We start from the raw sequence: 21,641 nt of genomic DNA, 5'->3' as shown, positions 1-21,641 counted from the left end.
CCGGTCAGCGCCCAGCCGTTTGACCGCCCAGCCGTTTGACCGTTCAGCCTTTTGACCGTTCAGAGCCGGTTGACCTCTGTCACCCTGATCACGGCGGTCCCGGTCTCGTCGGAGGAGGCCAGGTCAACCTCGGCAGAAATTCCCCAGTCGTGGTTGCCGGCCGGATCGTCGAAGATCTGCCGTACCTTCCACCGGTCCCGTTCCTCGGTGATGATGAGCAGTGCCGGTCCGCGGGCGTCCGGCCCGGTGCCGATGTCATCGTGTTCGTCGAAGTAGTCGTCCAGGGCGTCTTCCCAGCGCTCGGCGTTCCAGCCCGCCGCGCCGTCAAGGTCGCCCAGCGCTGCCGCGTCCTCGTCAGCGAAGAGTTCCACGCGGCGGAACATCTCGTTGCGGACCATCACACGGAAGGCCCGGATGTTGGATGTGAGGGACGGCGGGGGAGGCGGGGGAGCGTCATGCGGGGTGGGCGCCAGGCCGGAGGCAAGTTCCTCCCATTCGTCCAGGAGGCTGGAATCCACCTGGCGGACCAGTTCGCCCAGCCACGCGACGAGGTCCTCCAAGTCCTCGCGGAGCATGTCCTGCGGTACGGTCTGGCGGAGGGCTTTGAAGGCATCCGCGAGGTAGCGCAGCACGATGCCCTCCGAACGGGCCAGCCCGTAGAACTGGACGAACTCCCCAAAGTTCATGGCACGCTCGTACATGTCCCGGACCACCGACTTGGGCGCCAGCTCAAAGTCGCCCACCCAGGGCGCGGCCTTCCGGTACACCTCGAACGCTTCGCCGAGGATCTCCGCCAGGGGCTGGGGGTAGGTGACGGCGTCCAGCATGGCCATCCGCTGGTCGTAGTCGATGCCGTCCGCCTTCATGGCTGCCACCGCTTCGCCGCGGGCCTTCTTCTGCTGCGCGGAGAGAATCTGGCGCGGTTTCTCCAGGGTCGCCTCGATCACGGATACCACGCCCAGGGCGTACGACGCCGACTCCGGGTCCAGCAGTTCCAGTGCGGCGAGCGCGAAGGGGGACAGCGGCTGGTTCAGTGCGAAGTTCGGCTGGAGATGGACAGTCAGCCGGACTGTGCGGCCATCTGGCCCCTGCTCGTGGGCGGGGATCCGCTCCACGACTTCCGCCGCGAGCAACTCCCGGTAAATGCCCAGCGCCTTCTTCATGAGCTGCAGCTGGGAGGACCGGGGCTCGTGGTTTTCGGTCAGCAGGCGTCGGGCAGCGGCAAACGGGTCGCCGGGCCGTTCCATCAGGTTCATCAGCATTGCATGTGTCACGGTAAAACTGGACGTCAACGGGTCCGGCACGGATTCGACGAGCCGCTTGAACGTTGGTTCGCCCCAGCTCACAAAGCCCTCCGGCGGCTTCTTCTTGACCACCTGGCGCAGCTTCTTCTGGTCGTCACCGAACTTGGCGACGGCCTTGGCCATAGCCTTCACGTTCTCGGTCACGTGCTCGGGGGCCTGCACCACTACTGTTCCGGCGGTGTCGTACCCGGCCCGGCCGGCCCTGCCCGCAATCTGGTGGAACTCACGGGAGTTCAGCAGCCGGGTGCGGACGCCGTCGTACTTGCTCAGGGCAGTCAGCAGGACGGTGCGGATGGGCACGTTGATGCCCACCCCCAGCGTGTCAGTGCCGCAGATGACTTTGAGCAGCCCCGCCTGGGCGAGCTGCTCCACCAGCCGGCGGTACTTCGGCAGCATTCCCGCGTGGTGCACGCCGATGCCGTGGCGGACCAGCCGGTTCAGCGTCTTGCCGAAGCCGGCCGCGAACCGGAAGTTTGCGATGAGTTCCGCGATCTTGTCCTTCTCTTCGCGGGTGCAGACGTTGATGCTCATCAGGGTCTGCGCGCGGTCAATCGCTTCGATCTGGCTGAAGTGGACCACGTAGACCGGCACCTGTTTGGTGGAGAGCAGTTCCTCCAGGGTCTCGTGGACCGGCGTCTCGTGGTAGTAGTAATGCAGCGGAATGGGCCGCTCTGCCGAGCTCACGGTGGTGGTGGGCCGCCCCGTCAGGTGCGTCAGGCCTTCCTCGAACCGGCTGACGTCGCCCAGCGTGGCGGACATGAGGAGGAACTGTGCCTGCGGGAGCTCCAGCAGCGGCACCTGCCAGGCCCAGCCGCGCTGCGGGTCGGAGTAGAAATGGAACTCGTCCATAATGACGGTGCCCAGTTCCGCGGCCGCCCCTTCGCGGAGGGCGGTGTTGGCCAGGATTTCGGCGGTACAGCAGATGATGGGCGCATCCTGGTTGACGCCGGAATCCCCGGTGATCATTCCCACGTTCTCTGCACCGAAGATGTCGCAGAGGGCAAAAAACTTCTCGGACACCAGCGCCTTGATGGGGGCTGTGTAGTAACTCCTGCGGCCTTGTGCCATGGCCTGGAAATGCGCTGCGATGGCCACCAGGGATTTCCCGGACCCGGTGGGTGTGGCCAGGATGACGTTGGCCCCGGTTGCCAGCTCCATGATCGCCTCGTCCTGCGCAGGGTACAGGGCCAGCCCCCGGCTTTCTGTCCACTCCACAAACCGGGTGTAGAGGTCATCGGGGTCGACGCCGGCAGGCAGGCTGGGGGCGGAAAGTTCGGTCAGCTGATCAAGGAGTTTCATTGATTTCCAGCTTAGTGCCCGGCCGGGCCCGAGATTCCGCCGCGCCCGGGTTAGGCTTCGGCGGTAAACGTGACGGTATCAAGGCGTGGAGATGGACATGGAATGGGATCCGGCGAAATACGTGCAGTTCGGCGATTACCGGGATCGGCCCTTTTTCGACCTTACAGGGAGGGTCCACGCGGGCCATCCGGTCCAGGTGGTGGACCTCGGCTGCGGACCGGGGAACCTGACGGCGACGCTGGCGGAGCGCTGGCCTGCCGCGGACGTGGTGGGTATTGACTCCTCTGCCGAGATGCTGGCCAAAGCGGCGAAACTCGCCGGTGATGGCCAGGGCCTGCGCTTCGAGCAGGCGAACATCGCCTGCTGGAAGCCCTCTGCGGAAACGGATGTGGTGGTCAGCAACGCCGCCCTGCAATGGGTGCCGGGCCACCAGGAGATGATGGGCGCCTGGCTGGACGCGCTCCGGCCGGGCGCCTGGTTCGCCCTGCAGGTCCCGGGGAACTTCAACGCCCCGTCCCACGCACTGATGCGCCGGCTGGCGGGCTCCGCGAGGTGGGCGCCAAAGCTGGAAGGGGTCCTCCGGGGCGGGGAATCGGTGGGCGAGCCCGCGGACTACCTCCACATCCTGCTCGACGCCGGGTATTCAGCCGATGCCTGGGAGACCACGTACCAGCAGGTCCTGCCGGGCAGGGACGCTGTCCTGGAATGGGTCCGCGGTACGGCGCTGCGTCCCGTCCTGGCTGCCCTCTCCGCTGACGATGCCGCTGAGTTCGAGGCGGAGTACGCGGCGGCGCTCCGGGAGGCGTACCCGCAGACCGCGCACGGCACGGTCTATCCCTTCCGCAGGATCTTCGCGGTTGGCTGCAAGAATCCCTGACCATGATGTTTCCGCCGGCTTGCTTCGACAATGGCGTCACGTGGCGTGACAACGGCAGAAAGTGATCTGGCTTACAATAACGGGGTGGCTGAAGGGGGAGAGGCTACCGCCGGCTGCCCCATCGGCTGACAGACCTGAGTGGAGGTACGTTGCTGATCGGACTAATGAGGCGGCTGCTCGGGGCCCACAAGGCCCATGTGGTTGCCATCGTTGTTCTCCAGTTGATCCAGGCGGCCGCCACCCTGATGCTGCCCACCGTCAATGCCGCGATCATCGACGATGGAATCGTGGCCGGGAACAATGCGGTGATTACCCGCCTGGGCACTGTCATGGCGGCAGTAGCGGTGGTCCAGGCGGCGGCTGCCATCGCGGCAGGATACCTGGCGGCCGTCGTGGCAATGAAGATCGGACACCAGCTCCGGGCCGAAATCTTCACCAAAATCCAGTCACTCTCCTCGCAGGAAGTGGCAGCCTTCGGCACCCAGAGCCTTACCACCCGGGCCACCAACGACACCCAGCAGATCCAGGCCTTCTCCGTACTGGTGTTCACCATGCTGGTGGCGGGACCGGCCATGGGCCTGGGCGGCATCGTCCTTGCCCTCCAGCAGGACGTGGCACTGTCCGCGGTGGTGATCGTCATCGTGCCGCTGCTCCTGCTGATCATGTACCTCATCGTGCGGCGCCTGATTCCCCTCTACCGCGAGGGCCAGGACCTCCTGGACCGGGCCGGGGACATCCTCCGCGAACAGATCATGGGCGCCAACGTCATCCACGCCTTCGTCCGCCAGGACCACGAGGTCCGGCGCTTTGCCCGGACCAACAGCCGCCTGACAGCAAACAATCTCCACTCGGCCCTTCTGGTGGCAGGAATGCTGCCGCTGATCATGCTTGTGGTGAACATCTCCTCCGTGGCCGTCGTATGGTTTGGCGGCCACCGGATCCAGTCCGGCCTGATGAACATCGGAGCGCTGGCCGCCTTCATTGCCTACATCCTGCAAATCCTGCTCGCCATCATGATGGCAATGTACGTCCTGATGACAGCGCCGCGGGCGGCCGTCTGCGCCGAGCGCATCGGCGCAGTCCTCACCACTGAACCGTCGGTGCGTGACCGGCAGGAAACCAACGGCAGGCCGTCGACGGCAGGAAGCCGCTTCCGGCTGCAGGATGCCCGTGGGATTGTGCAGTTCAGCCGGGTGGGTTTTTCGCACCCCGGCGCGGAAGCTCCCGTCCTGGCGGAGATCAGCTTCACAGCCGGGCCCGGCACAACCACGGCCATCGTGGGCTCAACAGGGAGTGGAAAGTCCACGCTGCTCAACCTGATCCCCCGTTTCCTGGACTCCACGGCAGGGACCATCAGCCTGGACGGCACAGACATCAAGGACCTCCCGCTGGACACCCTCCGCGCAGCCATGTCGATAGTTCCCCAGCACTCCCACTTGTTTACGGGCACCATTGCGGACAACCTCCGGATGGCCGCGCCGGATGCCACGGACGCGGAGCTGTGGGAAGCCCTTGAGGCAGCACAGACCATGCGTTTCATGAGTGAACTGCCGCTGGGCCTTGCCACGCCCGTCGGGCAGGGCGGAACCAATCTCTCCGGCGGCCAGCGCCAGCGGCTGTGCATCACGCGGGCCCTGCTCCGCAAAAGTCCGCTCTACCTGTTTGACGACAGCTTCTCAGCGCTGGACTACGACACCGATACCAAACTCCGCCAGGCGCTGGCAGCCAGGCTCTCTGCCGCAACGGTCATCGTGGTGGCAGAACGGATCTCCGCGGTAGAGAACGCCGACCTTATCCTGGTCCTCGACAACGGGCACCTGGTGGCGCAGGGCACCCACCCTGAGCTGCTGGAAAGTTCCTCCACCTACCGGGAGATCGCCGGCTCGCAGCTGGCACTGGACGGGCCGGTATGACGCCGCCGGCTGTAGCCCCGGGAGCGGCTGAAAAGTTCTGGCCCACGGCCGGGCGGCTCCTTGGCCGGCTGCGGCCGTTCAGGCGGTTCATGCTCGGTGCCGTGGCTGCAACGTGCGTCTTCGCAGGCCTCAACGTGGCGTCGCCGAAGTACCTCGGCGATGCCACGGACGTCGTGGTGGAAGGCGTGCTCCAGGGAGCTTTGGACCAGGGTCGGCTGGGTCTCCTGCTGGCCGGAGTGGCCGTGATGTATGTCCTCGCCTCCCTGTTCAACTGGATCCAGGGGGCGCTTACTGCCAGGTCAGTACAGGGGCTGATGTACGGCCTGCGGGCTGCAGTGGAGGACAAGCTGCACCGGCTGCCGTCCGCCTATTTCCAGGAACGGTCCCGGGGAGACGTCCTGAGCCGTGCCACGAACGATATCGACAACATTTCCCAGGCCTTGAACCAGCTCCTGACGCAGCTGATCATGTCTGTCCTGATGCTGTGCGGCTCCTTGGCCATGATGCTCTGGATCTCGCCCCTGCTCGCTGTGATCGCGATTGCCACCGTCCCGCTGTCCACCCTGATAACCGTTCTCGTGGCCCGCCGTTCCCAGGCGCACTTCGCAGGGCAGTGGACGGAAACCGGCGAGCTGAATGCGCATGTTGAGGAGTTTGTCTCAGGACACGAGGTCATCAAGGCTTTCGGACACCAGGCCCAGGCCGCAGAGACCTTCGGACGGAGCAATGACAGGCTTGCCCGCGCAGCCACGAAGGCCCAGTACTCGGCCGGGATGGTGCAGCCCCTGATGGTGCTGATCTCCAACCTCAACTACATCGCCGTGGCCGTGGTGGGAGCCCTCCAGGTCATTGCAGGTGCCATGACCATCGGCGGCATCCAGGCCTTCATCCAGTTCAGCAGGCTCTTCACCCAGCCGGTGGGCCAGATCGGTGGCATGCTGAACCTCATCCAGTCCTGCATCGCCTCCGCCGCGCGTGTTTTTGCCCTCCTTGATACTGAGGAGGATCCGCCGGATCCGGAGACGGCCAAGGCGGTTCCGGCAGGCGGCCGCATCGTTTTCGACGACGTCACCTTCGGCTACCCGGACTCGGCCCCGGCAGTGCACAACCTCTCCTTCTCCGTGGAGCCCGGCCAGACAGTGGCCATAGTCGGGCACACGGGGGCGGGAAAAACCACCGTGGTGAATCTCCTGATGCGGTTCTATGAGCCGGGCTCCGGCCGGATAACCATTGGCGGGACGGACATTGCGGCCATGCCGCGGGACCGGCTCCGGGAGCAGTTCGGGGTAGTGCTCCAGGACGCGTGGCTCTTCGGGGGCACCATCCGGGAAAACATTGCCTACGGCCGGCCCGGAGCCACGGAAAGCTGCCTCATCGCGGCGGCCGAGGCCAGTTACGTGGACAGGTTCGTCAGGGCGCTGCCGTGCGGTTACAGCACCGTCCTGGAAAACGGCGGTGAACCCCTGAGCCAGGGCCAGCGGCAGCTCCTCACCATAGCCCGCGCGCAACTGGCGGGCAGGGCGGTCCTGATCCTGGACGAGGCCACAAGTTCTGTTGACTCGAGGACCGAGCTCCTCATCCGCCAGGCCATGCAGCGCCTGCGGCAAGGCAGGACCAGCTTTGTCATAGCCCACCGTTTGTCCACTATCCGCAACGCTGATCTAATTCTGGTCATGGATCATGGACGCATCGTTGAACAGGGCACGCACCACAGCCTCCTGGCCGCCAACAGCTACTACGCCCGGCTTCACAACGCCCAGTTCTCGGCGGGTTCCGGCCGGACTGATGCACTCGAGGCCGGCATTTGACCCCCGCAGCCGGCTTTCCCGGGACGTGGAGGCCCAACACCGCCAGCACCGTGGCGTTGTTCGAGCAGCTTCGGCTGCACGTCATCCACCTGGCGGACAACGGATCCCTGCCACCCGGGACAAAGCTGCCCGCCGTCAGGGCGCTGGCCGAAATCCTCGACGTCGCTCCGCATACGGTGGCCCGGGCCTACAAAGAGCTTGAGGCAGCCGGAATCGTCGCCACCCGTGGGAGGAACGGCACGGTGGTATGCGCACGTGATGAACGTCTCGGCGGGCTCTCCAACGCGGCCGCAGCCTACGCCGCCGCGGCCAAAGCCCAGGGTGCCAGCTTCGCCGAGGCAGTGAAGCTGCTGGCTGCTGCCTACGATGTTCCCTGAGGGCGGAACCGTGCAAGTTCGAAGAAGTTTTCGATTAGCATTATGGGGTGCCTAAAGCCGTAGCTGAAGAAACCTCCGCCCCCTCCACAGCCTTAACTGTTCCCCCTGCGGCTGTCCCGCCGCGCCCGGACCTCTCCCGCCTTGTGGTGAAAGGTGCCCGCGAGCACAACCTCCGCAACGTGGACCTCGATCTGCCCCGGGACGCGATGATCGTCTTCACCGGGCTCTCCGGATCCGGTAAGTCCTCCCTTGCCTTCGACACCATCTTTGCCGAGGGCCAGCGCCGCTACGTTGAATCGCTGTCCGCCTACGCACGCCAGTTCCTGGGCCAGGTGGACAAGCCCGACGTCGACTTCATCGAAGGCTTGTCCCCTGCGGTTTCCATCGACCAGAAGTCCACCAGCAAGAACCCCCGCTCCACGGTGGGCACCATCACCGAAATCTACGACTACATGCGCCTGCTCTGGGCCCGCGTGGGCCGTCCGCATTGCCCGGTGTGCGGCGAGCCCGTGGCCAAGCAGACGCCCCAGCAGATCGTGGACCAGCTGCTGGAGCTGGATGAGGGTACCCGCTTCCAGGTGCTGGCGCCCGTGGTGCGCGGGCGCAAAGGCGAGTTTGTTGACCTCTTCAAGGAGCTGACCGCCAAGGGCTACTCCCGTGCCCGGGTGGACGGAAACCTGGTGCAGCTGAGCGATCCGCCGAAGCTTGGCAAACAGTTCAAGCACACCATCGAGGTGGTCGTGGACCGCTTGGTGGTCAAGGAAGGCATCAGCCAGCGGCTCACGGACTCCATCGAAACGGCTTTGGGCCTGGCGGAGGGCCGCGTCCTGGCAGAGTTCGTGGACCTTGAGGCGGAGGATCCCGGCCGGCTGCGGGCCTTCTCGGAAAACCTGGCCTGCCCCAACGAACACCCCCTTGCCATTGACGAGATTGAACCCCGGTCCTTCTCGTTCAACAACCCTTTCGGCGCCTGCGCCGCCTGCAGCGGCATCGGCACAAAGCTGGAAGTGGACGAGGAACTGATCGTTCCCAACCCTGAACTCTCACTGGGCGAGGGCGCCATCGCACCGTGGTCACTGGGCACGGCCACCACAGAGTACTGGAACAGGCTGCTCGAGGGACTTGCCAAGGAGCTCGGGTTCTCCATGGACACCCCGTGGGAGAAGCTGGGCAAGGACGTACGCCAGACCGTCCTGCACGGCAAGGACCACAAAGTGGTGGTGCAGTACCGGAACCGGTTTGGCCGGGAACGGAAATACAGCACCGGGTTTGAAGGTGCCATCCAGTACGTCCACCGCAAGCATGGCGAGACGGACTCGGACTGGGCCCGTGACCGCTACGAAGAGTACATGCGGCAGATTCCCTGCCCCGCCTGCAACGGTGCCCGGCTCAACCCGGCGTCGCTGTCCGTGCTGATCAACGGCAAGTCGATTGCCGACGTCGCGGCCCTTCCCATGCGTGACTGCGCCGACTTCCTGAACAACCTGGTGCTGACCGGCCGTGAAGCACAGATCGCGCACCAGGTGCTCAAGGAGATCCAGGCACGCCTGACGTTCCTGCTGGACGTTGGACTTGAATACCTGAACCTTGAACGTCCGTCCGCCACGCTTTCCGGCGGCGAGGCGCAGCGCATCCGCCTGGCCACCCAGATAGGTTCCGGCCTGGTGGGAGTCCTCTACGTCCTGGACGAGCCGTCCATCGGCCTGCACCAGCGCGACAACAGGCGGCTGATTGACACCTTGACCCGGCTGCGGGACATGGGAAACACGCTCATCGTTGTTGAACACGATGAGGACACCATCCACGTTGCCGACTGGATTGTGGACATCGGACCCGGAGCGGGGGAGCACGGCGGCCAGGTGGTCCACTCCGGCTCCTACAAGGAACTGCTGGACAACACGGCGTCGCTGACCGGCGACTACCTGTCCGGGCGCAAGAAAATTGAAGTCCCCAAGAAGCGCCGCAAGTACGACAAGAAGCGTGAGCTGAAGGTCGTGGGGGCGCGGGAAAACAACCTCCTGAACGTGGACGCCGCGTTCCCGCTTGGACTCTTCACTGCGGTTACCGGGGTGAGCGGCTCGGGCAAGTCCACCCTGGTCAACGAGATCCTGTACAAGGTCCTGGCCAACAAGCTCAACGGTGCCAAGCAGGTGGCCGGGCGGCACAAGACTGTCCAGGGCCTCGAGCACCTGGACAAGGTTGTCCACGTGGACCAGAGCCCCATCGGCCGCACCCCGCGCTCCAACCCCGCCACGTACACGGGCGTCTTTGACAACATCCGGAAGCTCTTCGCCGAAACCACTGAAGCCAAGGTGCGCGGCTACCTTCCGGGCAGGTTCTCGTTCAATGTCAAGGGCGGCCGCTGCGAGGCTTGCTCCGGTGACGGAACCTTGAAGATCGAGATGAACTTCCTGCCGGACGTCTACGTCCCCTGCGAGGTCTGCCACGGGGCGCGCTATAACCGGGAAACCCTGGAGGTGCATTACAAGGGCAAGACCATCGCGGACGTCCTGAACATGCCCATCGAGGAAGGGGCGGAGTTCTTTGCCGCCTTCTCACCCATCGCCCGGCACCTCAACACGCTGGTGGACGTGGGGCTGGGCTATGTTCGGCTGGGCCAGCCCGCCACCACGCTCTCCGGCGGCGAGGCCCAGCGCGTCAAGCTGGCTGCGGAACTGCAGAAGCGCTCAAACGGCCGCAGCGTGTATGTCCTGGACGAGCCGACCACCGGGCTCCACTTCGAGGACATCCGCAAGCTGCTGATGGTCCTGCAGGGGCTGGTGGACAAAGGCAATACAGTGATCACCATCGAACACAACCTGGACGTCATCAAGAGCGCAGACTGGATCGTGGATCTCGGGCCTGACGGCGGTTCCGGCGGCGGCCAGGTGGTTGCCTCGGGAACGCCGGAGCAGCTTGCCAAGTCCACGGCCAGCCACACTGCAACATTCCTCGCGGAAATCCTCGGGTAAAGGACGGAAAACCACCCCGTTATATTCCCCTGCGCGTATGCGAGTTTCAGGCATGAGTGCTGTCATGAGAAACTAACCCGGTGACTCAAACAACAGTGCCCGTGATCTTTGACCTGGACGGCACTCTTGTCGATCCGGCCGGTGGGATAACAGACGGAATAGCGTCGGCACTGCGTGCCGTTGGGCTGCCGGTTCCCGGCCAGGACCTGCTGCACTCGATGATCGGCCCGAAGCTCAGTGATTCGCTGCTGACCGTGGCGCAGGTGCCGGCTGAGCTGCTGGACGAGGTAATCCGCCTCTACCGCGAGTACTACGTGGCTACCGGAATCGCGCAAAGCCGGATCTATCCTGGCGTCCGCGAAGTCCTGGAGTCCTTCGCTGCGGCCGGGCTTCCGGTTGCTGTTGCCACCCAGAAGCCACAGCGCCTGGCCCGCACGGTCCTGGAGCACCATGGGGTGGACGGGCTTTTCCACGGCATTCACGGTTCCGCGGATGACGAGAGCGCTGTGGAAGGGGTCCCGGTGGGCAAGACCGGGATCATCGCCGCTGCACTCGAAGACCTGGACACGCAGCACGCCGTGATGGTGGGGGACCGGGCGCAGGATGTTTCCGGTGCCATCGCCAACGGCCTGGACTGCATAGGAGTGGCGTGGGGATTCGCCCCGGACGGCGAACTGGAAGAGGCGGGCGCGGTGGCCATCGTGGAAACCGCGGAAGGCCTGGCGGAACTGATCGGACGGATGCAGGCTGCCCACGCGTCTGCCATGAGCGGGGTGAGCAACGATGGCCATGTTTGATGCGGTGCGCTGGACCACGCGCAGCCTGATCTCGGGCACCTGCCGGCCCACCGTCGTCGGCCTTGAAAACGTCCCGGCTGACGGGCCGTTCATCGTGGCCCCCAACCACCTCTCATTCTTCGACAGTGTGATCGTCCAGGCGCTGATGCCACGGCCGGTGGCCTTCTTCGCGAAAGCCGAATACTTCACCACCGGCGGCGTCAAGGGCAAGGTCATGAAGGCCTTCTTTGAGTCCGTCGGTTCCATCCCCGTGGAACGGGGCGAGCAGGCGGCCAGCGTGCAGGCGCTCAGGACGCTGCTGGACATCCTTGAATCCGGGAAGGGCATCGGCATCTATCCGGAAGGGACCCGCTCCCGGGACGGGATCCTCTACCGCGGACGCACCGGCGTGGGATGGCTTGCCCTGACCACTGGTGCGCCGGTTATACCTGTTGGACTGATCGGAACCGAGAATCTCCAGCGCGCTGGCGAAAGCGGGGTAAAGCCCCAGCATTTCACCATGAAGGTGGGGGAGCCGCTGTACTTCGACAAGACCGGCCCGGACCACTCGCTGCCGGCCCGCCGGGAAGTGACGGACCGCATTATGGACGCCATCGCCGAACTCAGCGGCCAGGAACGGTCCACCAGCTACAACCAGAGCAAGGCAGCCGAGTAGCAGAATACCGCCGGTTTCGGCTGCGCAGGCGGCCGGGTGGAATTTTCTACCCGGCGCGCCTCAGTAGACTGTATAGGTGGCAAATCCAGCAAGTTACAGGCCCAAGACGGGTGAAATTCCCACCAACCCCGGGGTGTACCGGTTCCGTGACCAGCACGGCCGGGTGATCTACGTGGGGAAGGCGAAAAGCCTCCGCTCCCGCCTGAACTCCTACTTCGCCAACCCCGCAGGACTGCTGCCCAAGACCTACGCCATGGTCCACGCTGCCAGCAGCGTCGAATGGACCGTGGTGGGCAGCGAACTTGAGTCGCTGCAGCTGGAGTATACCTGGATCAAGGAATTCAAGCCGCGCTTCAACGTGGTCTTCCGGGACGACAAAACCTATCCCTACCTGGCCGTGACCCTGAACGAGAAGTATCCGCGGGTCCAGGTGATGCGGGGCGACAAGCGGAAGGGAACCCGCTACTTCGGCCCCTACACGGCTGGCGCCATCCGCGAGACCATGGACACCCTGCTCCGCGTCTTTCCCGTGCGCAGCTGCAGCGCCGGTGTGTTCAAGCGCGCTGAAGCGAGCGGCCGGCCCTGCCTGCTGGGCTACATCGACAAGTGTTCAGCCCCCTGCGTGGGCCGGATCTCCCCGCCGGACCACCGTGCCCTGGCCGAGGACTTCTGCGCCTTCATGGGCGGGGAAGCCAAACGCTTCATCGTCAAGCTGGAAAAGCAGATGGCAGAAGCGGTGGCCGAGCTTGATTACGAGCGCGCCGCCCGGGTCCGCGATGACATCTCCGCCCTGCGCAAGGTCTTTGAACGCAATGCCGTTGTGCTCGCAGACGAGACTGACGCCGACATTTTCGCCCTGCACGAGGATGAACTCGAAGCCGCCGTCCAGGTGTTCCACGTCCGCGGCGGCCGGATCCGCGGCCAGCGCGGCTGGGTGGTGGAAAAGGTGGAGGATTCCACCACACCCGACCTCGTGGAGCATCTCCTGCAGCAGGTTTACGGTGAAGACGGCGACAGCCACGGGAGGCTGCCCCGCGAGGTCCTGGTGCCCGTCAGCCCGAGCAACGCCGAAGAGCTGGCGCAGTGGCTCGGCGGACTCCGGGGTGCCAAAGTGGACATCCGCGTGCCGCAGCGGGGGGACAAGGCCACGCTGTTGTCCACGGTGCGGGAGAACGCCGAACACGCCCTGAAACTTCACAAGACCCGGCGCGCCGGGGACCTCACCGTCCGGTCGCAGGCGCTCCAGGAGCTCCAGGAAGCACTGGACCTTCCGGTCCCGCTCCTGCGCATAGAGTGCTTCGACGTCTCACACGTCCAGGGCACCAACGTGGTGGCCTCCATGGTGGTGGTGGAGGACGGACTGCCGAAGAAATCGGACTACCGGAAGTTCTCCGTTACCGGACCCGCTGCGGCGGACGATACCGCCGCCATGCATGATGTGCTCACGCGCCGGTTCCGCCACTACCTCCAGGACAAGTCCGCGCAGGTGGATGAGGCCGCCCTGGCCGGTGCCGCTGACGGAGCGGACCCGGACCCCACATCCAACCAGGCGCGGGACACTGCCTTGGATACCACCACGCCTGCGCCGCGGGCAAAGTTCGCCTACCCTCCCAACCTGGTGGTGGTGGACGGCGGCAAGCCCCAGGTGAACGCTGCAGCCCGCGCCCTCGCGGACCTGGGCATCGAAGACGTGTACGTGGTGGGCCTTGCCAAGCGCCTGGAGGAGGTATGGCTGCCGGACAGTGACTTCCCGGTGATCCTCCCCAGGACATCGCAGGGACTGTACCTGCTGCAGCGCATCCGGGACGAGGCCCACCGGTTCGCGATTTCCTTCCACCGGCAAAAGCGCGGCAAGGCCATGACGGTATCGGCGCTGGACGGCGTGCCGGGGCTCGGGGCTTCCAAGCGGAAAGCCCTGCTCGCCCACTTCGGGTCCGTCAAGGGCGTCAAGGCGGCCTCCGCCGCCGAACTGTCGCAGGCGAAAGGCATCGGGCCGGCCCTTGCCAGCGCGATCGTCAACCACTTCGCGCCGGACGGGCCAGACGCGGCTCCGGTGCCGGCCATCAATATGACCACCGGCGAAGTGATCGAAACTTAGCGGAGTTCGGCGAAACTTGGCTAGGGTAAAGAACGGGGTTTCCGCCAACGCGGCAGCCTGCGCGACAACAACAGGAACGGGGCGGACTTGATGGCAGACACGACGGCGGAATCCGGAGCCGGGCAGGACGGTCTGCAGCCCGTCAAGCCCCTCGAAGCGGAGCTGCTGGTGGTCACCGGAATGTCCGGCGCCGGGCGGAGTACAGCCGCTGACGCCCTCGAGGACCACGGCTGGTACGTCGTGGAAAACCTGCCGCCGCAGATGCTGGGAACCCTGGCGGAGCTGGTATCCCATGCCCCGCAATCCATTCCGCGGCTGGCAGTGGTGATCGATGTGCGCAGCAAGGGCCTGTTCGCGGATATCCGCGCCGCGCTGGGGGCCCTGGCCGCCAGCGGAGTTGCGTTCCGCGTGCTCTTCCTCGATGCCAGCGACAACGTCCTGGTCCGCCGGTTCGAGCAGGGACGCCGGCCGCACCCCCTCCAGGGCGGCGGCCGCATACTGGACGGCATCGCAGCCGAACGGGAGCTGCTGCAGGAACTCCGCGACAGCTCCGACGTCGTGCTGGATACCTCCGGCTACAACGTGCACGGCCTGGCCACGGCCATCACCGAACTGTTCAGCGAAACCGGCCCCGTGGCACTGCGGCTGAACGTCATGAGCTTCGGTTTCAAGTACGGCCTGCCCGTGGACGCCAACTACGTGGCCGACGTCAGGTTCATCCCCAACCCACACTGGGTTCCCCAGCTGCGCCCGCACACCGGCCTGGACAAGGACGTCAGCGATTACGTGCTGGAGGCAGAGGGCGTCAAGAACTTCGTGGACCGCTACGTCATGGCCCTCGAGCCCGTCCTGGACGGCTACCGCCGCGAGAACAAGCACTACGCCACCATCGCCGTGGGCTGCACGGGCGGCAAGCACCGCTCGGTGGCAGTCGCCGTCGAACTTTCCAAGAAACTGGCGCAGTACCCGCGAGTCACGGTGACCACCACCCACCGGGATCTGGGCCGGGAGTAATGTCGCTCTTCACCGGCGCCCTGCCACTGGTCCCGCCCGCGGGGTCAGCAGCGGGCCAGCATGACAAGGGGCCCAAGGTTGTTGCCCTGGGCGGCGGCCACGGCCTTTCCGCGTCGCTTTCTGCCCTGCGCCTGCTCACCTCCGACCTGACGGCCGTGGTGACAGTAGCGGACGACGGCGGATCGTCGGGGCGTCTGCGCGAAGAGTACGGCGTCCTTCCGCCCGGCGACCTGCGGATGGCGTTGTCCGCCCTGTGCGACGATACGGACTGGGGGCGAACCTGGCGGGACGTCATGCAGCACCGGTTCCGTCCAGGCAGGGGTCCGGGCGGTTCCCTGGATGAACACGCCATGGGAAACCTGCTCATTGTGACCCTCTGGGAACTGCTGGGCGACGCCGTTGCCGGGCTTCGCTGGGCAGGCGCACTGCTGGGGGCACGCGGCCAGGTACTGCCCATGTCCACCGTGCCGCTCACCATCGAAGGGGACGTGCGGGTCAACGCACCCGACGGCGGCTCCGCCCTGCACACCATCCGCGGCCAGGCCCGCTGCGCCGTGGCGGGGTCGCTGGAGCAGGTGCGGCTCCTCCCGGAGGCTGCCCCGGCCTGCGTCGAAGCCCTCACGGCCATCGAACTGGCTGACTGGGTCATCCTGGGCCCCGGCTCCTGGTACACCTCCGTGCTGCCCCACCTCCTCCTGCCCGAGATGCGCCAGGCTCTGTGCCAGACTCCGGCCAAGCGCTGCCTGACCATGAACCTGGCCACGGACACGAAGGAAACAACAGGCATGACCGCCGCCGACCACCTCGACGTCCTGCGGCGTTACGCCCCGGAGTTCAGCGTTGACGTGGTCCTTGCCGATCCCGCTTCCGTCCCGGACCGGCAGGAGTTCGAGAAAGCCGCCGCGATGATCGGCGCCGAGGTTGTCTTGGGTAAAGTAGGGGCGTCGGGCCGCCGTCCCGTCCACGACCCTTTACGTCTGGCAACGGCGTACCAGGACATTTTTGGGAACAGTTAGGAAGGTGCCATGGCACTGACAGCATCGGTCAAAGAAGAACTGTCCCGTCTGGACATCAAAAAGTCATCAGTGCGCAAGGCCGAGGTATCCGCCATGCTCCGCTTTGCGGGCGGGCTGCACATCATCTCCGGCCGGATCGTCATAGAGGCGGAAGTGGACCTCGCCTCCACCGCCCGGCGCCTGCGGGCAGCCATCGCCGAAGTCTACGGACACCAGAGCGAAATCATCGTGGTCTCCGCCGGGGGACTGCGCCGCGCCAGCCGCTACGTGGTCCGGGTGGTGCGCGACGGCGAGGCGCTGGCACGCCAGACAGGCCTCCTCGACGGCCGCGGCCGTCCCGTGCGCGGACTGCCGTCCGCCGTCGTCAACGGTTCCGCCGCTGATGCCGAAGCCGTCTGGCGCGGCGCCTTCCTGGCGCACGGTTCCCTGACCGAACCCGGACGTTCCTCGTCCCTTGAGGTCACGTGCCCGGGGCCGGAGTCCGCACTGGCGCTTGTGGGCGCGGCACGCCGGCTGGACATCCAGGCGAAAGCCCGCGAAGTCCGCGGCGTGGACCGGGTGGTCATCCGCGACGGGGACACCATCGCGGCCCTCCTCACCCGGATGGGCGCCCATGATGCGCTGATGGTCTGGGAAGAACGGCGGATGCGCAAGGAAGTGCGTGCCACCGCCAACCGCCTGGCAAACTTCGACGACGCAAACCTGCGGCGCTCGGCCCAGGCAGCCGTGGCGGCAGGCGCACGCGTGGACCGGGCCCTTGAGATCCTTGGCGACGACGTTCCGGACCACCTGAAGTACGCCGGTGAACTCCGGGTGGCGCACAAGCAGGCCAGCCTGGATGAGCTGGGACGCCTGGCGGACCCGGTCATGACCAAGGACGCCATTGCAGGCAGGATCCGCCGGCTGCTGGCCATGGCGGACAAGCGCGCCCTCGACCTGGGCATCCCCGGGACTGACGCCAATGTGACGCCTGAAATGCTGGACGAGTGACAGCCCCATAGAATCAAAAAGATTCCGGGCGCCAGCCGCCCGGATGCATAATCCGAGAGTTACCAACCGGACCGAATGTCCACGATATTGGAGGATTTTGTGACCGAGTACGTATTGCCCGAACTCAGCTACGATTACGCCGCCCTGGAGCCGCACATTTCCGCGCGCATCATGGAGCTGCACCACAGCAAGCACCACGCAGCCTACGTGGCCGGCGCCAACAACGCCCTGGCCCAGCTGGCGGAAGCCCGGGAGAAGGGCGACTTCGCCAACATCAACCGGCTCTCCAAGGACCTCGCATTCCACACCGGCGGGCACGTCAACCACTCGGTGTTCTGGAACAACCTTTCCCCGGACGGCGGCGACAAGCCCGAGGGCGAACTCGCGGCGGCCATCGATGACGCGTTTGGCTCCTTCGACGCCTTCCGTGCCCAGTTCTCCGCGGCAGCACTTGGCCTGCAGGGTTCCGGCTGGGGCTTCCTGGCCTACGAACCCATCGGCGGCAACCTGGTCATCGAGCAGCTGTACGACCAGCAGGGCAACGTGGCGCTCGGCACCACCCCGCTGCTGATGCTGGACATGTGGGAGCACGCCTTCTACCTTGACTACGTCAACGTCAAGGCCGACTACGTCAAGGCGTTCTGGAACATCGTCAACTGGGCCGACGTCGCAAAGCGCTTCGAAGCAGCCCGCACCAACGCCACGGGCCTCATCACCCTCCCGTAGTGAAGTACGCCGCACCAACGTGTAACAAACTTCACAATCCGGACATATAAAGGCCGGGATGTGGACGGTCCGCCCCCGCACTTGCGGGGGCGGACCAAGTTAAACGTAAGATAGGTCACGGAAGGCGGTTAGCCTTCAGCAATGAGGCTGGTCGCCCTCCGTATGTAAATCATCTCTGCCCAATGGCGTGCGGGATCTGTTAGTTGGCTTGATAGCCCGCTCAACTAGTTGTGCTTCTGAAAGCACCAAGGAGACTGAAAAAGTGACGACCCGTATTGGTATCAACGGCTTTGGCCGTATTGGCCGCAACTACTTCCGCGCAGCACTCGCACAGGGCGCGGACCTGGAGATCGTTGCAGTCAACGACCTCACCAGCCCCGAAGCACTCGCGCACCTCTTCAAGTACGACTCCGTCGGCGGCCGCCTGAAGGAAACCATCGAGGTCAAGGACGGCAACATCGTCGTCAACGGCACCGTCGTCAAGGTGCTCGCCGAGCGCGACCCCGCCAACCTGCCGTGGGGCGAGCTGGGGGTGGACATAGTGATCGAATCCACCGGCTTCTTCACCAAGGCTGCCGATGCCCAGAAGCACATCGACGCCGGCGCCAAGAAGGTCCTGATCTCCGCTCCTGCCTCGGACGAGGACATCACCATCGTGATGGGCGTGAACCACAACCTGTACGACAACGCCACGCACCACATCATCTCCAACGCATCCTGCACCACCAACTGCCTCGGCCCGCTGGCCAAGGTGGTCAACGATGAGTTCGGCATCGAGCGCGGCCTCATGACCACCGTCCACGCCTACACCGCGGACCAGAACCTGCAGGACGGCCCGCACAAGGACCTGCGACGCGCCCGCGCCGCCGCCATCAACATGGTGCCCACGTCCACCGGTGCTGCCAAGGCAATCGGCCTGGTCCTGCCCGAGCTCAAGGGCAAGCTGGACGGCTACGCCATCCGCGTTCCCGTGCCCACCGGCTCCGCCACCGACCTCACGGTCACCGTCTCCCGCGAGACCACCGTGGAGGAAGTCAACGCCGCCCTCAAGCGCGCTGCCGAGTCCGAAGAGCTGCAGGGCTTCCTGACCTACACGGACGAGCCCATCGTCTCCAGCGACATCGTCGGCGATCCCGCTTCGTCCGTCTTCGACTCCGGCCTGACCAAGGTGATCGGCAACCAGGTCAAGGTTGTTTCCTGGTATGACAACGAATGGGGCTACTCCAACCGCCTCGTCGACCTCACGGAGCTTGTCGCAGCCAAGCTGGGCTAGGGTTAGACACATGACATCAAACACCCTCAACGAACTCATCGCTGAAGGTGTCCGCGGGCGGTACATTCTGGTTCGAAGTGACCTGAATGTGCCGCTCGACGGCTCTACAGTCACTGACGACGGCCGCATCAAGGCCTCCCTGCCAGTGCTGTCAAAGCTCACGGACGCCGGTGCCCGCGTGCTGGTAACAGCCCACCTTGGCCGCCCCAAGGGCGCGCCCGAGGAGAAATACTCCCTTCGGCCCGCAGTAAACCGCCTGGCTGAACTGGCCGGTTTCAAGGTCACCCTCGCCGCCGACACCGTCGGCAGCGCCGCCAAAGAAGCAGCAGCGTCCCTGCAGGACGGCGAAGTGCTCGTCCTCGAGAACGTCCGCTTCGATCCCCGCGAAACCAGCAAGGACGACGCCGAGCGCGGCGCCTTCGCTGACGAGCTGGTGGCCCTGACCGGCGGGAACGGCGCCTACGTGGACGACGCCTTCGGGGCGGTGCACCGCAAGCACGCCAGCGTGTACGACGTCGCCACCAGGCTTCCGTCGTACCTTGGCGACCTTGTGCACACCGAGGTGGAGGTCCTGCGGAAGCTGACCACGGACACCCAGCGCCCCTACGTGGTGGTGCTCGGCGGCTCCAAGGTGTCCGACAAGCTTGCGGTCATCGAGAACCTGCTGGGCAAGGCCGACACCATCCTGGTGGGCGGCGGAATGCTCTTCACGTTCCTTGCCGCAGCCGGGCACAAAGTGGCCGCCAGCCTGCTCGAGGAAGACCAGATCCCCGTGGTCCAGGACTACCTCAAGCGCGCAGCAGACGCCGGCACGGAGTTCGTGGTCCCCACGGACGTCGTAGTGGCTGAGAAGTTCGCAGCAGACGCCGCCCACGAGACTGTCCCCGCGGACAACATCGAGGGCAGCAGCTTCGGTGCCCAGGGCATCGGACTGGACATTGGTCCGGATTCGGCGGCAGTATTCGCCGAACGGATCAAGGGGGCCAAGACGGTGTTCTGGAACGGTCCGATGGGGGTCTTCGAGTTCGAAGCGTTCTCCGCCGGAACCCGCGCCATCGCCCAGGCCCTCACGGAAACGGAAGCTTTCACCGTGGTGGGCGGCGGCGACTCAGCCGCTGCCGTACGCACGCTCGGGTTCGCCGACAACCAGTTCGGCCATATTTCCACCGGCGGCGGCGCCAGCCTGGAATACCTCGAAGGCAAGGAACTGCCGGGGCTCAGCGTCCTGGACCGTTAGGCCCTGCCCGGTACTTCCGGCAGCAGTACCTGAACCTTCAGTCCCTCCGGCCGGCAGGTTGCCCACGGCAGCCTGCCGGCCGAACACTTATCAAGAACTTTTTGGAGAATACGTGACAACGTCAACGAACGGCGCTTTCGACCGCAAGCCATTCATCGCGGGCAACTGGAAGATGAACATGGACCACGTGCAGGGCATCACCCTGCTGCAGAAGCTTGCCTGGACCCTTTCCGACGCCAAGCACGACTACAGCCGGGTCGAGGTTGCCGTCTTCCCGCCGTTCACCGACCTCCGCGGCGTCCAGACCCTTGTCCAGGGCGACGACCTGGACATCGCCTACGGTGGACAGGACCTCTCACAGTTCGACTCCGGCGCCTACACCGGCGACATCTCCGGACAGTTCCTGAACAAGCTCGGCTGCAAGTACGTCCTGGTGGGCCACAGCGAACGCCGCACCATCCACAACGAATCCGACGACGTCCTCAACGCCAAGGTCAAGGCTGCCTTCAAGCACGGCGTCACGCCCGTGCTCTGCGTCGGTGAGGGCCTGGAGATCCGCCAGGCGGGCACGCACGTCGACCACACGCTGGAGCAGCTGCGTGCCGGTGTGTCCGGGCTGACCGCTGACCAGGCTGCTGAGCTGGTGGTCGCCTACGAACCCGTCTGGGCCATTGGCACCGGTGAAGTAGCCGGGCCGGAAGACGCTCAGGAGATGTGCGCTGCCATTCGTGCCGAGCTCGAGCAGCTGTTCGGGGCGGACACCGCCGCGAAGACCCGCCTGCTGTACGGCGGTTCGGTCAAGGCCAACAACGCGGCCGCAATCCTCAAGGAACGCGACGTTGACGGCCTGCTGGTGGGCGGAGCAAGCCTCGATCCGGCTGAGTTTGCTAATATTGTCAGGTTCGAGAGTCACTTGGTGACGGACTAGTCCGTCCCGCCGCGCACACTCCCGCAATTCCAACCTCCTGAAAGGCCGTCGTGGACGTTCTTCATGTCATTCTGCAGATCCTCCTGGGCATCACCAGCCTCCTGCTGACGCTGCTCATCCTCCTTCACAAGGGACGGGGCGGCGGGATGTCGGACATGTTCGGCGGCGGCATGAGCTCCGGGCTCAGCTCCTCGGGCGTTGCCGAGCGCAACCTGAACAGGTTCACCGTAGTCCTCGGAGTCACCTGGGGCATGGTCATTATTGCCTTGGGCCTCATCATGCGCTTCAGCGGCGGCGGGGACTCCTGATCCCGTAAACCGGGAAAGGCTCTGCGCGGACACTGCCGCCGCGCGGCTC

Annotated in this window: 17 protein-coding genes; 16 read left to right on the top strand and 1 reads right to left on the bottom strand. The window is 65.3% G+C overall.

Annotation, left to right across the window (positions count from 1 at the left end):
* Positions 1-59: 59 nt before the first annotated feature.
* Entirely contained in the window at positions 60-2,603 is a 2,544-nt protein-coding gene (locus WHH00_RS09725) for a DEAD/DEAH box helicase (RefSeq protein ID WP_406638364.1), read from the bottom strand.
* Positions 2,604-2,700: 97 nt separating this feature from the next.
* Here WHH00_RS09725 and WHH00_RS09720 point away from each other — a divergent pair, with 97 nt between their 5' ends.
* From WHH00_RS09720 to secG, 16 genes are all read left to right on the top strand, one after another.
* Entirely contained in the window at positions 2,701-3,480 is a 780-nt protein-coding gene (locus tag WHH00_RS09720; RefSeq protein WP_406638546.1) for a trans-aconitate 2-methyltransferase, read from the top strand.
* A gap of 164 nt (positions 3,481-3,644) precedes the next feature.
* Positions 3,645-5,393, top strand: a complete 1,749-nt coding sequence (locus WHH00_RS09715) for an ABC transporter ATP-binding protein (RefSeq protein WP_406638362.1) — start codon at positions 3,645-3,647, stop codon at positions 5,391-5,393.
* Complete coding sequence (locus WHH00_RS09710) at positions 5,390-7,201, top strand: ABC transporter ATP-binding protein (protein ID WP_406638360.1); 1,812 nt, start codon at positions 5,390-5,392, stop codon at positions 7,199-7,201. Before WHH00_RS09715 ends, WHH00_RS09710 begins: the two co-directional genes overlap by 4 nt.
* Positions 7,198-7,578 (top strand): GntR family transcriptional regulator, encoded by a 381-nt coding sequence (locus WHH00_RS09705; protein WP_406638358.1) that lies wholly within the window; start codon positions 7,198-7,200, stop codon positions 7,576-7,578. Before WHH00_RS09710 ends, WHH00_RS09705 begins: the two co-directional genes overlap by 4 nt.
* A gap of 47 nt (positions 7,579-7,625) precedes the next feature.
* Entirely contained in the window at positions 7,626-10,550 is a 2,925-nt protein-coding gene (uvrA, locus tag WHH00_RS09700) for an excinuclease ABC subunit UvrA (protein WP_406638356.1), read from the top strand.
* A gap of 80 nt (positions 10,551-10,630) precedes the next feature.
* Positions 10,631-11,347, top strand: a complete 717-nt coding sequence (locus WHH00_RS09695; protein WP_406638355.1) for an HAD hydrolase-like protein — start codon at positions 10,631-10,633, stop codon at positions 11,345-11,347.
* Positions 11,334-12,002: a 1-acyl-sn-glycerol-3-phosphate acyltransferase gene (locus WHH00_RS09690; RefSeq protein WP_231457575.1), complete on the top strand. Its 669-nt coding sequence runs from the start codon at positions 11,334-11,336 to the stop codon at positions 12,000-12,002. Before WHH00_RS09695 ends, WHH00_RS09690 begins: the two co-directional genes overlap by 14 nt.
* Positions 12,003-12,078: 76 nt before the next feature.
* Entirely contained in the window at positions 12,079-14,100 is a 2,022-nt protein-coding gene (gene uvrC / locus WHH00_RS09685) for an excinuclease ABC subunit UvrC (RefSeq protein ID WP_406638353.1), read from the top strand.
* Positions 14,101-14,190: 90 nt separating this feature from the next.
* Positions 14,191-15,114 carry an RNase adapter RapZ gene (gene rapZ, locus WHH00_RS09680; RefSeq protein WP_231457573.1) on the top strand — a complete coding sequence of 308 codons (924 nt, stop codon included), beginning with the start codon at positions 14,191-14,193 and terminating at the stop codon, positions 15,112-15,114.
* Entirely contained in the window at positions 15,114-16,130 is a 1,017-nt protein-coding gene (yvcK, locus tag WHH00_RS09675; RefSeq protein ID WP_231457572.1) for a uridine diphosphate-N-acetylglucosamine-binding protein YvcK, read from the top strand. Before rapZ ends, yvcK begins: the two co-directional genes overlap by 1 nt.
* 9 nt (positions 16,131-16,139) lie before the next feature.
* Positions 16,140-17,120 (top strand): DNA-binding protein WhiA, encoded by a 981-nt coding sequence (gene whiA, locus WHH00_RS09670; RefSeq protein WP_015937022.1) that lies wholly within the window; start codon positions 16,140-16,142, stop codon positions 17,118-17,120.
* A 99-nt stretch (positions 17,121-17,219) separates the two neighbouring features.
* Positions 17,220-17,846 carry a superoxide dismutase gene (locus WHH00_RS09665; RefSeq protein ID WP_188808970.1) on the top strand — a complete coding sequence of 209 codons (627 nt, stop codon included), beginning with the start codon at positions 17,220-17,222 and terminating at the stop codon, positions 17,844-17,846.
* A gap of 262 nt (positions 17,847-18,108) precedes the next feature.
* Positions 18,109-19,119 carry a type I glyceraldehyde-3-phosphate dehydrogenase gene (gap, locus tag WHH00_RS09660; RefSeq protein WP_406638349.1) on the top strand — a complete coding sequence of 337 codons (1,011 nt, stop codon included), beginning with the start codon at positions 18,109-18,111 and terminating at the stop codon, positions 19,117-19,119.
* Positions 19,120-19,129: 10 nt separating this feature from the next.
* Entirely contained in the window at positions 19,130-20,356 is a 1,227-nt protein-coding gene (locus WHH00_RS09655) for a phosphoglycerate kinase (protein WP_406638347.1), read from the top strand.
* A 112-nt stretch (positions 20,357-20,468) separates the two neighbouring features.
* Positions 20,469-21,284 (top strand): triose-phosphate isomerase, encoded by an 816-nt coding sequence (tpiA, locus tag WHH00_RS09650; RefSeq protein WP_406638345.1) that lies wholly within the window; start codon positions 20,469-20,471, stop codon positions 21,282-21,284.
* 50 nt (positions 21,285-21,334) lie between these two features.
* The gene (gene secG, locus WHH00_RS09645) at positions 21,335-21,592 is read left to right on the top strand and encodes a preprotein translocase subunit SecG (protein WP_066275628.1); all 258 of its coding nucleotides are present in this window, start codon (positions 21,335-21,337) and stop codon (positions 21,590-21,592) included.
* Positions 21,593-21,641: the final 49 nt, after the last annotated feature.

The sequence above is a fragment of the Pseudarthrobacter quantipunctorum genome, assembly GCF_045291495.1.
Classification (GTDB): Bacteria; Actinomycetota; Actinomycetes; order Actinomycetales; family Micrococcaceae; genus Arthrobacter; species Arthrobacter quantipunctorum.
Note: the sequence above shows the minus strand (reverse complement) of the source record. Positions and strands in the feature narration are given on the sequence as shown.